Source organism: Chloroflexus sp. MS-CIW-1, assembly GCF_030444705.1.
Taxonomy (GTDB): Bacteria; Chloroflexota; Chloroflexia; order Chloroflexales; family Chloroflexaceae; genus Chloroflexus.
This window is the reverse complement of the sequence record NZ_JAUBWR010000001.1, coordinates 1,613,111-1,625,644: the sequence shown is the minus strand read 5'-3', so window position 1 is coordinate 1,625,644 and position 12,534 is coordinate 1,613,111. Positions and strand designations below refer to the sequence as shown.

Genomic DNA, 12,534 nt, shown 5'->3' with positions numbered 1-12,534 from the left:
CTACGCCAGCCGATCAGTTTGAAACATGAGCGCAACTCCACGCTGCACTGAGGCAATCGCCTGTAACGACTCTTTCACTTCACGACGTTCACGTGGCCCTAATTGATGAAAGTTGATCAGATTATCAGGCGGCAAACCAAGAGCGATCTGTTTTTGCTGATGATGTAAGCGCAAACTGGAGAGTAATTCAAACGCACTGATCAAATTATCGGCGTCTTCATGGCTGAGAACACCAGCAGCCTTTGCTGCCCGCAAACGCGCAATCGTGTTTGTCTCATTACTATGCGCTTCGAGCGCAAAAAGACGCGCCAGATCAACAACCATTGCTGTTCCGCGAAGTTTGAGATCAAGCAGATCGCGCTGTTCACCGCGACGTTCGAGGGCGACCTGACGGAAGAAGGTCAGCGGTGCCGGTTGACGCAACGCCGCACGAGCCAATCGTGCTATGAAGATACGATGTTCAGCGGCGTGTTGGGTAATGGTGCGTAACACCAGCTCTGCGGGTAGCTGTCCGTACACCTGCCGGTAGTCAAAAAAGATTGCAATTCGCAACAGCGCCTCCTCATCAGGAATTTCGATCCAGCGCCGGAAGTAGTGTTGCCAAACCGATAACGGCTGTCGCCACTCAGGATTGGTCGCCATGATATTACCAGGACAGCGCGGAAAGCCACATTCAACCAGCCAGCCGACTACCAATTCGGCTAGTTTCTCGAAATAAGAGACATCTTCTGATGACGCCGAATCGTCATACACCAGGGCATTATCTTGATCGGTGCGGAGGGTCTGTTCATAACGTCCCTCTGAACCAAGTACCAGCCAGGCATATGGTACCGGTGGTGGACCAAGTTGAGCTTCGGCATCACGCAGCAGACGTTGTAACAAAGCGTCGTGGGCAACAGCGACCACACGACCAATATCACTGACCCGTGCTCCTGCCGCCATCAACGTGCCCACGGCCTCGGCTACCTGATCGGTATATCGACGGAGATCGGCCAGCGATGTCGCTCGTTGCAACAGTCGCGGTAGAAACAGTGGGCTATTGCTTTGTCGGCGTAAAATATCAGTGTGAGTAATCACCCCCACAACCCGATCACCATCAACTAGCGGCAAATGGTGAATCCCGCGTTCGAGCATGAGCAGCAAGCCCTCGAAGGCTAATGCATCCGCCGAGATAGTAGTTGCCGGCGCACTCATCACCTGTCGTACCGGTGTTGTATCCGGCAACCCTTCAGCTAACACCCGATTGCGCAAATCACGATCAGTGATAATTCCAGGTGGAACCTGATCAACAATTAGTGAGGAAATACGTTCAGCACGCATTAGTCGGGCAGCATCACCCACAGTAGCATCAGCGCTGATCGATACCGGTGGCCGTGCAACCAGATCACGGAGCCGGGTTTGAAACAGCGCCGGATTAGATTCCGCCTGCCGTGACTGAAGGGCATAACCGAGTCGCTCAATCACGGAAGCAGCAAAAAAAGCAGCAAACTGAGGATATTCAGCACGGAGACGGTGAAAAATTGCACCGGGCAACAAATAGAGCAGCGTATCGGTGTGCGCACGCACGGTTACCAGCGGCGGCTGACCGCGGATCAGTGAGGGATGCCCGAATGCCTCGCCAGGACCAAGCGTATCGACAACTTGATCTTCACCACGGAGTAAATCGACCGAACCTTTACACACAATGTACAAAAACTCGGAAGGCTTTCCACCTCGGGTCAAGATGGTCTGCCCGGACCGGACAAACTCAATCTGCAATTCACCGGCAATCTGTGAGACCACTTGATCAGGAAGGCGGTCAAAGGGTGGGTAAGAGCGTAAGAAGCGTGCAATTTCATCCATTGGGAAAACCTGCCATCAGCATTACATCCAACATCTGCGAACCTGGCATCCGCTGCCGGAGCACTCGAACTATCTACGAGATAGTATCACATCGTTGTGAGCACCATTGTACCGCAGGATTGGTGCGCTAAAATCTGATCGGATAACGGCCGATCAGGGACACAACACCGCAGCGTTCAATACGAGAGATAGGCGAGGCCGGCTGTACTCACACCTTTGCTGGCAATTCTATGCGAAGAACGTCATACCGGCCTTCGGACAGCCCGTACCTGAAAACAGTAAAGGCATCTCCTGTGGGGAGATGCCTTACGAGCAACGACGGAGCCACACAGGAGACTACCGGCGTTCAATGAGGAGACGAATAGCAGTGCGCTCTTCGTCATCAATTGACACATCGATAAATGACGGAATACAGACGATATCGATCCCCTCCTCACTCAGATATGCGCGAGCGATAGCAACAGCTTTAATTGCCTGATTCGTCGCGCCAGCGCCGATCGACTGCACTTCGGCCGAACCATTCTCGCGCATAACACCGGCAATCGCGCCGGCAACGGCACTCGGCCGCGAGCGGGTCGAGACCTTCAAGACCTCGGCACTACGCTGCTGACGAGCGGGGGCGGCGCTACCTTCGCCGACAGCCCGCTCTAGCGGCTGGGCGTTGCTCATAGCTTCCTCCTGTTGGTGACGTATAGATAAACGACGACTCGTATCATCGGGCGGAGTTGCCAGGTTCATACCGGCGCAGCCTCCTTGTGTACAAGAACCTTATAGCCGATGACCGAAAGCGTGCCCTTATTGTACCACACGCTATCGTGATTTGCAGACCAAATGATCACCAATTTGAAGATCATCTGGCCTGATATACTACCGTGCGTAATCAACGGCACGGGTTTCGCGAATGATCGTGACCTTGATTTGACCAGGATACTGCAAGCTCTCTTCGATCTTCCTGGCAACGTTGCGAGCCAGATGAATACTGGCCAGATCATCTATCTGATCTGGTTGTACCATCACACGCACTTCACGACCAGCCTGGACCGCGAATGCACGTTGAACACCAGGGAACGACGTTGCGACGGTTTCAAGAGCTTCTAAGCGCTTGATATAGAGGTCGAGTGTCTCACGACGAGCGCCCGGACGGGCACCAGAGATTGCGTCCGCAGCGATGACCAGAAATGCTTCAACCGTCTGCGGTTCCTCATCGTAATGATGTGCCGCAATAGCGTGAACGATAGCCGCCGAGCGACCGAGTCGACGAGCAATTTCTGCGCCGATCAAGGCATGTGGTCCTTGTACTTCGTGATCAACCGCCTTGCCAATATCGTGGAGCAAGGCAGCCGTTTTGGCAACATTGATATTGGCGCCTAGTTCGGCAGCCATATGTGCCGCGAGTAAGGCACATTCAAGCGAATGTTGCAAGACATTCTGCCCATAACTGGTACGATATTTCAAACGACCGAGCAGCTTGATGAGATCGGGGTGTAAACCCTGCACATTCGCTTCGTAGGCCACACGCTCACCCTCTTCGCGCATAATTTGCTCGATCTCGAGTTGTGTCTTGTGTACCACCTCCTCAATTCGTGATGGATGGATACGACCATCCTTTAATAACTTCAACAGTGCCACTCGGGCCACTTCCCGACGTACCGGATCGTGACACGACAGCGTCACTGCTTCAGGGGTATCATCAACAATAATATCAACACCGGTGATCTGCTCAAAAGCACGAATATTGCGCCCTTCGCGGCCAATGATGCGCCCTTTCAGTTCTTCACTCGGCAGATTCACCGTTGAGACGGTCATTTCTGCAACGTAATCACTCGCACAGCGTTGAATTGCCAGTCCGATGATTTTTCGGGCAATCTTATCGGCCTCTTCTTTTGTTTGCTGTTCGAGTTCACGGATGCGCCGAGCAGCATCTTCGCGTGTTTCGCGTTCAACTTCGGCCAGGATGATCGAACGAGCTTCCTCACGCGATAGTTGTGAGATTCGTTCCAGTTCCTGCGCTTGCTGACGCCGTAGCCGTTCAGCTTCCTGCGTCAATTGTTCAATTTGCCGCTCACGCTGCTGGATTAACCGCTCACGTCGCTCTATTCCTTCCAATTTCCGATCGATATTTTCCTCTTTACGTTGCAGACGTTCTTCCTGTTTTTGCAAGCTCTGTCGCGATTCACGCAATTCAGCTTCAGCTTCATTTCTGATGCGTAATGCTTCATCTTTGGCTTGCAAGAGAATTTCTTTTTGCTGCGAGCGTGCCTCTTCAATCAGCAGGCGAGCTTCCGCAGCTTTGCGTTGTACCAGTGAGCTTACCCCATTGTTCGCCCACCAGATGCCTATGCCTGCACCGCCGACCAGCCCTACCAGTAGGGCGATGACGGCCCAGAGTAACTCTGTCACGGTAGCCTCCTATGTAGTTGTTAATGTGCACGACGTCGGAGTTTATATGTGACCGACGATATGCAGATAGATGTTGTAATAATGGACAATTGTTTATCCATTCAGGTAATCATCATCATACTGATCGATGTACCACATGTCAAGCCTCTTGCCAATAGTGAATAAGATCACATAAGGGAAACATTTTTCCTCTCTCACCTTCCGCGAACTTCTTCTAATTCCAAACGGTAAAAGGAAGGAGGAGACCGGACAGCCGATTACTGAAGAGAGGATATTCGGAGCGGAGATACTCTCAGCGAAGGGGGCATCCTCTATCTTAATCGTATGGTATCATGCTGATAATTACTCTCTTGGAGGCCATTATGGAACTGCCTTTCCCCGGTATGGATCCCTACCTCGAACTACCCACACTATGGCCTGATGTACACGCACGCATCATCAGTGCAATGTGTGATGCTATCCAGGAACAGCTCGGACCAAACTATGTTGCACTCATCACCCCCTACATCGCCCTCGAAAGTATCGAAATTGCCCCCACCCGCCAGGTGTTCGTGCCCGATGTCGGCGTGTTTCGCGACGAGTCTACCGATACCGGCACATCGACCGCTACAATCACCCCGGCCCCACTCACCATTCCAGTCTCGATCACCGTGCCCACCCGGTATGCCCGGATTGAAATCCGCTCGGTGCTTCAGCAAACCCTGATTACCGCCATTGAATTGCTCTCCCCCGCCAACAAACGCCCCGGCCCTGACGGGGCTGATGCCTACGAAAAGAAGCGGCAGGAACTCTTCACCAGCAATGTCCACCTGTTGGAAATTGACCTCTTGCGCGCTGGGGTTCGCCCTCAGCTTGCCCGTCCCCTCCCCCCTGCCGCCTACTACGCCTTCCTCAGCCGTGCCTATCGCCGTCCTCTGGTCGAGGTCTGGCCGATTGCCCTTAGTGACCCATTGCCGGTCTTGCCGGTACCACTCGTTTATCCTGACCCGGATGTCGCCCTTGACCTCGGTACAATCCTGCGCCAGGTCTATCGGCGCGCCCATTACGAGCGCGTGATCGACTACCGCGCCGATCCTCCTCCGCCTCCCCTTTCACCGGACGAAATGGCCTGGCTTGACCAGCAACTTCGCACACAGGGACTGCGGTGAGGAGGATAGGAGTTTTTAAAATTCTTTCCCCACCCGATAATGGTGACGCAACAGAGCCGGGAGAGCGGTGAGCGAGACGGGTAGACTCTCGATCCATCTTCACTTTGGGGAATGAAAGAGAGGTATGTCCGGCAGTACGGACACTGAAAACTCTGAAAAGCCCTAGATGTTCCAGGTTGAACGCCCTGCTACCATCTGCTATAATCCTGAGCAGAATTGGCAGTTGATTCAGTATGCCCTGTATGCAAAACGTTGCATCCTGCCACAAAGAGAGGATATTCGCATGTTGCGCGCATCCTGGCGAGCCACGTTGCTCCTGATGATATTAACGTTTAGCCTGCTGGTATTGGCTACTTGCACTAATCGTAGTTCCGCTTTTACGACACCGTTGTATGTTCAACAACTAACGACTTCGCCAGATGAATATGCAGGCCGCGACGTAACTGTTGACGGCGCATATGTTTGGCGACCAGGCGACCCTTCACTATCGGTATTGGCTGTTGGTGTCAGTACACTCGATAACGGCCTTGATGCTCAACCCATTGGCGAGCCAATCTGGCTGGAAGGATTTCCCGCCGAAGTAACCGAACATTTGCATCGGCCAGGTGATTCGGTGTACGGATTTGTTCGGGTACGTGGTCGATTCGAGGCAAACGGTAACTACGGTCCAGGCGGAGCCTACCGGTACCTGCTTACAGTCAGTAGTGCCGAACCTATCGAGCGAATCCGACGAGTCGAACAACGACTTACCGACCGGCCACTCGGTCCAGATAAGGTCTCGTTCTTCGAGCTGCTCCGCAATCCAGAACAGTATCAAGGACAACGCATTACAACGCAGGCCTATTACTTCTGGAACTCGGTGATTTATGTATTGGCTGAAGGTATTTCAACCGAAGAAGATGGTTCCAGCCCGCAACCGATTGGCGGCGCAATTTGGGTCGAGCAATTCCCACCCGAGCAATCGGCGGCTTTGACCATCGGGCCTAATAACAGCTTTGTTTGGGGCCTGGTTGAAGTAACCGGTACTTTCCAGACCGGCGGCGGGTTCGGACGTGACGGTGCATACAAGAGTATTTTCTTCGTCGAATCGGCCCGCCCTGTACAGCCATAGCACTGGTGAGCGGAATTTGTGCAGGAACGTTGTTGAAACAGGCTGCGCACCGGCTTATCAAAGGGGAAACCGGTGCGTTATTCACGCAACGGGGCAAAGAAAGTGTATTATTTCATCGAGCCAATGCGTGAAGAGGATATTCCATTTGTTCAGGAGATCGAGCGGCAAAGTCAGATGACTCCCTGGTCGGCGCTGACGTATCGGCGCGAGATTCGCAATCGCCAGGCATGTCGGTATGTCGTCGCTCGTGCCGAGACTCAACCGCCTAACGGCAGATCGCCACACCCTGAATATCCGTTGCTGATCCGCATGCTCCAACGCATCGGGCTTTTCACTCCTACACCGTACCCAGCCACACCCATCGTTGGCTACGGCGGTATCTGGCTTAACGAAACCAGCGGTCACATTACCACCATTGCCGTCGCACCAGCACATCGTCGGCGTGGAGTAGGAGAACTTATTCTTAATGCACTGATTGATAGTGCTTACGAACTACAGGCGGAATATCTCTCGCTTGAAGTGCGAGTCAGCAACCTTACAGCACAGCGTCTCTACCTCAAGTATGGCTTCCGTCCGGTTGGTCAGCGCGCCAACTACTACACCGACAATCAAGAAGATGCGCTGGTGATGTGGACTGATCCTATTAATACAACGACCTACAAAGATCGCCTGCGTGAATTACGACAACAATTGTACGAGCGCTTACGCCAACAAGCGAATCAAGTCACTGCGGAAAGCCCAAGGAGTGGCCCAATCGTTGGATAGAGAGGACTCTGCCGGAGATCACTTGCTTTGAACCGGCCACGAAAGACCGCATCGGCCAGTTCACGGTGGAGGGTAGCCAGACGTTCTCGCCCCTGCACCCGATCACGAAATGCGGCATGGCGTAACAACAGAGCTGCCTCATTACGCGGCGAGAGTTTACCGGCGAAAAGGCGATGCGGAGCGCGGGGCGCTAATCCTAGCTCATCACACCGTTGCAATAACTCACGATCACGCTCTTGCCGGTAGAGAAGATTTACGGTCGCTTGATCGCGATACATATCCCGGTAGTAGCGCGGTGGATACGATCCCACCTGATTGAGCAGCACGTTGATCCGATGTCGATGCCGTTCGTTTGGGATGTGTAGATAATCCCAAACGACGAAATCCGCCCCAGCTTCCGCACAGGCATGCAACACCCGACGCAAACTGAGATTGGTGTCGTTCACATAGGGCATAATCGGAACCAACGCCACCCCTACCGGAATCCCCGATCGTTTCAGCTCAGCGATCATTTCAAGCCGCAATTGTGGTGATGGCGCCCGTCCTTCCAGGCGCGTTGCCAGATGCTGATCAAGTGTGAGGAGAGTCGTCACCACAATCGCCAGACTATGCTCATTCATTCGCTGAAGCAAGGAGCGATCCTCTACTACCAGCGGGCTTTTGGTCATAATCAGACATGGCTGACGATGATCGGCCAAGACCTGAAGAACCTGCCGGGTAATCCGATATTCCTGCTCAGCCGGTTGATACGGATCGCTCAGCGCACTTATCGCAATAAGATCACCACGATCAATCGTCGGCAATACAGCGGCCAGCCGTTGGGGCAGATCAACCGGAATCGCAATCGTCGCATTCAATGGTCGCTCACTGAACACCCAGCTATCGCAGTAAGGACAACCCAACTCACAGCCGGTATAGATGCTCATCGTATAAGCCGAGAGAAAATACTCGTTGATGAGCGGTCGGCGAGCACTCAGCGGTGGTACATCGGGTGTAAGTTCACGTTGATAGTAAGCCATAATTCCAGCTACGATTTTGCTAAACGCTGCCGACGGACGGCAGCCAGTGCTGCCAGTAATTCAGCGTGAATCAGACCATTCGTAGCAACAATGCGATCACCGTCAAGCGGATGCCAGAATCCGCCTTGCCAATCGGTAACCGTTGCGCCAGCTTCTAAGGCAATTAACCCGCCTGCAGCAACATCCCACGGCTTGAGACCTAACTCCCAGTGACCATCGGTGCGACCGGCAGCAACAGCACAGAGATCAAGCGCCGCCGAACCGGGCCGACGAATATCTTGCACCAGCATAGCCAGGTGCGTCAATTCGGCAAGATTGTTATCAGCCTGCTCAAAGCGGTCGTAGGGTAAACCACTACTCAGTAAACTGCGCGCCAGAGAAGTCGTCTGCGAAACCCGCAACCGGCGACCGTTGAGAAATGCCCCCCGACCACGCTCGGCGTAAAATAGCTCATTGCGCATCGGATCGTAGACCACTCCAAGGAATAGCTGACGATCAACGAGTAATGCAATCGAAACACAAAAGATGGGCAATCCATGCAGAAAATTGAGTGTCCCATCGAGTGGATCAATCAACCAGGTATACGACGACGACGTATTCACTCCACTCCCCTCTTCCGCAATGATTGCATGATCGGGGTAGCGCGACTGTATTGCGCCGACAATTAGTTCCTCACTGGCCCGGTCCACATCAGTAACGACATCAGCGTACTGTTTCGGTTCATAACCAATATCGCGCTCAGCCCCGGCCCGAATCAGGGCACCGGCACGATAGGCCAACTCGATGGCAAAATCAAGCATGGTTGATACTGGTTCAATCATTGTTGTATCTCTCTTCCGATGCTGAACCTATCAGCATAGCTCAGGATCGAATCGATACGACCAAATGTGACAGCGTAGCAATCCTACTTCCTCATTGTATCAGAAGACCGATATGCACGTTTGAAGCTAACGCGGTCGGGTTTTCTCTATCTCCCATCCTCTTCCTCGCCCAAATTAGTCGGAACGAGCACCAAATCTGCCCCAGTATACTTATGAGCCTATCCGGAATACCCTGTCGCAGAAGAAGATCGGTTGGGGCGCAGCGGCGCTGCGCCCGTACATCTACGTACATCTACCAGGTTTCATCCGCTGTACTGTGAGACAATTTTTCGGATAGGCTCTTATTACAAACCGCACGCTCATACCTGAGCTACCGCGATTATCTTCACGCTACCACAGCCGGATGTAGCCAGCGACCTGTATCGCCCCCAGGTGCTTACAGAAAATGTAACAAGGGCACGCAAAAGATTCTTTGGAAGCAACGTTAATACAATCTGTGAGGAAAGATTCGGTTATAATAAGGATAGCCTCTACGCCGACTCTGTTATACACAACCGACGTATGAACACACTGCAACACAACGACGTTCATGGTAGACAGCAGATTCATCAACTGCTCGTCTGGGCGATTCTAACGGCAATTCCGGCAATTCTTGGTCAAGCAGTCGTCGCTATTATTTTCTCACTCGTACCTCTCTACATTACAACAGCCGGTTCTCTTATTCTGTTAGCCCTGGAATTATGGGCAATGAGGCTCAACCATCGCGGAAACGTTATTGGTGCAGTTATCTTATTCTGTGTTACCGTTGGCTTGTATGGAATTTTGCTTGTGGTCATATTGCCAGAATCACTTCCCGCAGTAACCCTGACCTCAGTCATAACGACATCGATTGTCCTTCCCTATCTGGAACAAAAATGGCATTTGTTCTGGAATGTCAGTACCGTCATCCTGGCTACGACAATAGCAGTGCTCGGCCTTTATCTCCGAATTATCGAAACCATCAATACCGAGGCTATCAAACCCATCATTGTCCTCTTTGTTGCACTGGCAACAGCTATTGCGCTCCTACTCCTCTGGCAAAACCAGGCCCGTCTTACCAGGGCTTTACAGCAAAGTCAGCAGACCAACAAAGAACTTCAGGCGTTGCAAGCATCGCTGGAAGCACAAATTGCAGAACGTACTCGAGTCTTGCAAGAAATGCTCCAAACGGTAGAAAAACAGGCTACAGAAGAAAGACAGCTACGTGAAACCCTGTTGCAGCAGCAAGAGGTTATTTTGGGGTTAAGTGTTCCGATCATACCGGTGAAAGATCAGGTGCTGGTCATACCTCTGATCGGATTGATCGATGAGCATCGCCTGCAACAAATTCAGCAACGAGCACTTCAGGCGATCAACCAATTCAATGCTCACACGCTGATCCTTGACATCACCGGCATACCGGCCATCGATAAGCAAGTTGCAACGAAGCTCATTCAGATCGCACAAGCGATACGTCTCCTTGGCGCCAGAACCTTCCTGGTCGGGATTCATCCTGAGGTAGCCCACTCAATAGTACGAGCAGGGATTGAATTGCATCACATCCAACCGTTTGCCCGGTTGCAAGATGCTCTGGCCGGAATTGTGAAATAAAGGCATCTCCCGTGTAGAAGAAACTAGGGTGCAGGGATGATGATAAATAATCCTGCACAGGATGATCGTCAGCCAAAGACATCTGGCGAGAGCGAATGACAAACTATCTCAGAGCGTAATCAATAACTCATTGTCACTGCAACGTGACGTATCGCATTCCCAAATACAGCTCGTATGATCGATCCGATCTCGCATAGAGTGATACGATTACAGATGGATTCGACACCACTGTATCTTGACGAACGGGCCAGGGTCAACCTGATACGCTCGTCTCCCAAATCTCGTACTAGCAATATAACCACCTAAAGCACCCATTATTCCTAACATCACGCTCATCAGGTCTCATAGATACCACCCGCATGTTCTAGTATGTAGACCGAAACTGAAACCAATGAAGACGTACCTTCTGCTCACTGTCGAACCATCAACAGTGGTCTGGCCTTATTTTCTTGTCGCCATCATATACCCGGCAGTGATTATCTGGGTCTTAGGACGACGCTTCAACCAGGTAATGGTAGAATAGGCCCGGCAGAAATTCGATCATCACCTGCGCAGAAGAGGTGACCTAATCTATACTAACAGTATGAACACTATTGGCGTTGTTGTCGTTTCGTATAATACTGCCTCCCTCCTACGCCGCTGCCTAGCGTCGCTCGCTTCCTGTCGCCTACCATTGCAGATCGTTGTGGTTGATAACGGGTCACTCGATGACAGCGTCACGTTGGTTCAGCGTGAATTTCCACACGTTATGCTACGCGAACGGCCAGAAAATCCCGGTTACGCTGCCGCCTGTAATGAAGGTATCGCCTGGCTGAACAACAACTGTGATGCGATTCTGATACTCAACCCCGACACTGAAGTTCTGCCCGGTGCGATTGAGGCAATGGCCGATTTCCTGGCTATTCACCCCCGTGTCGGCTTGGTTGGTCCGCGTCTGCTCAATCCAGACGGTAGTTTACAACGAGCTGCGTTTCGCTTTCCTGACCTGATCACTACCACGCTTGATCTCTTTCCGCCAGGTGAAGTCTTACCCGGTCGTCTGTACGATTCATGGTGGCACGGTCGTTATCCACACGAACTCGGCAATGAACCATTTCCAATCGATTACCCGCTGGGCGCATGCATGCTGGTGCGCACAAGCACGATTGCCGAAGTGGGTGGAATGGACGAAGACTACTTTATGTACTGCGAAGAGATTGATTGGTGTCGCCGAATCAAACAGGCAGGATGGGCGATCTGGCACGTACCCGCTGCACGGGTTATTCACGTTGGCGGTGCGGCGACCGGTCAATTCCGCTGGCGTATGCAGGTAGCGCTCTGGCAGGCTCGCCAGCGGTATATGCGTAAGTTTGCTTCACCGTCCGTTCAGCGTCTTTTCCGTGTCCTTCTTGTCAGCGGGATGTTGCGGCTCATCGGCAAAAGCTGGTATACCTACTTGACCGGTCAGATCGACCGTGATACCCTGCGCGGCCAACTCCTGGCCTACGGCACTATTCTGCAAAAGACTCACAATTTCTCGCCAATACCGGTTGCGAAGGTAACGCGCTAATGCTATAGTACCAAACAAGAGGAGTATTGTCTGGCGGAACAATGCACCTCGATAGATAAGATTATATTTTCATTTCGCGACTCAAGCCTAATACGGTGAGGTTGGCTCGCGTGATCATACTGACGCATTGCTCCGCATCTGATGATAATTCTGACGCAACGCAGGGATGACCGATACCACGTGAACGAGATATGGTAGGTGTCGCCCGGTAGCGTTGCCAGTGTATCAACAATTTGAACGAAAGCGTGAG

General features: G+C 52.3%; 11 protein-coding genes. 6 read left to right on the top strand and 5 right to left on the bottom strand.

The genetic code is table 11. The features are described from left to right. From QTO31_RS06495 to rny, 3 genes are all read right to left on the bottom strand, one after another. On the bottom strand, positions 1–1,842 hold the full coding sequence (locus QTO31_RS06495; RefSeq protein ID WP_301428474.1) for a DUF294 nucleotidyltransferase-like domain-containing protein: 1,842 nt from the start codon (positions 1,840–1,842) through the stop codon (positions 1–3). Between the two features lie 336 nt (positions 1,843–2,178). Further along, entirely contained in the window at positions 2,179–2,511 is a 333-nt protein-coding gene (locus QTO31_RS06490; protein ID WP_028457061.1) for a stage V sporulation protein S, read from the bottom strand. Between the two features lie 198 nt (positions 2,512–2,709). Then, the gene (rny, locus tag QTO31_RS06485) at positions 2,710–4,242 is read right to left on the bottom strand and encodes a ribonuclease Y (protein ID WP_031457837.1); all 1,533 of its coding nucleotides are present in this window, start codon (positions 4,240–4,242) and stop codon (positions 2,710–2,712) included. A gap of 362 nt (positions 4,243–4,604) precedes the next feature. Between rny and QTO31_RS06480 the strand changes: the two genes are divergently transcribed. The 3 genes from QTO31_RS06480 (at position 4,605) to rimI (ending at position 7,266) form a co-directional block, all read left to right on the top strand. Beyond that, complete coding sequence (locus QTO31_RS06480; RefSeq protein ID WP_301428473.1) at positions 4,605–5,390, top strand: DUF4058 family protein; 786 nt, start codon at positions 4,605–4,607, stop codon at positions 5,388–5,390. 283 nt (positions 5,391–5,673) lie between these two features. Next, on the top strand, positions 5,674–6,501 hold the full coding sequence (locus tag QTO31_RS06475) for a hypothetical protein (RefSeq protein ID WP_301428472.1): 828 nt from the start codon (positions 5,674–5,676) through the stop codon (positions 6,499–6,501). A 123-nt stretch (positions 6,502–6,624) separates the two neighbouring features. After that, the gene (rimI, locus tag QTO31_RS06470) at positions 6,625–7,266 is read left to right on the top strand and encodes a ribosomal protein S18-alanine N-acetyltransferase (RefSeq protein WP_031457833.1); all 642 of its coding nucleotides are present in this window, start codon (positions 6,625–6,627) and stop codon (positions 7,264–7,266) included. Here rimI and QTO31_RS06465 read toward each other — a convergent pair. Next, the gene (locus QTO31_RS06465) at positions 7,221–8,285 is read right to left on the bottom strand and encodes an SPL family radical SAM protein (protein ID WP_031457832.1); all 1,065 of its coding nucleotides are present in this window, start codon (positions 8,283–8,285) and stop codon (positions 7,221–7,223) included. The genes rimI and QTO31_RS06465 overlap by 46 nt on opposite strands. Positions 8,286–8,293: 8 nt before the next feature. After that, positions 8,294–9,085: an inositol monophosphatase family protein gene (locus QTO31_RS06460; protein WP_031457831.1), complete on the bottom strand. Its 792-nt coding sequence runs from the start codon at positions 9,083–9,085 to the stop codon at positions 8,294–8,296. A gap of 582 nt (positions 9,086–9,667) precedes the next feature. Here QTO31_RS06460 and QTO31_RS06455 point away from each other — a divergent pair. From QTO31_RS06455 to QTO31_RS06445, 3 genes are all read left to right on the top strand, one after another. Then, positions 9,668–10,735 (top strand): STAS domain-containing protein, encoded by a 1,068-nt coding sequence (locus tag QTO31_RS06455; protein WP_051871033.1) that lies wholly within the window; start codon positions 9,668–9,670, stop codon positions 10,733–10,735. Positions 10,736–11,126: 391 nt separating this feature from the next. After that, positions 11,127–11,258, top strand: a complete 132-nt coding sequence (locus tag QTO31_RS06450) for a hypothetical protein (RefSeq protein WP_269077973.1) — start codon at positions 11,127–11,129, stop codon at positions 11,256–11,258. 60 nt (positions 11,259–11,318) lie between these two features. Continuing rightward, the gene (locus QTO31_RS06445; protein WP_031457829.1) at positions 11,319–12,284 is read left to right on the top strand and encodes a glycosyltransferase family 2 protein; all 966 of its coding nucleotides are present in this window, start codon (positions 11,319–11,321) and stop codon (positions 12,282–12,284) included. Positions 12,285–12,534: the final 250 nt, after the last annotated feature.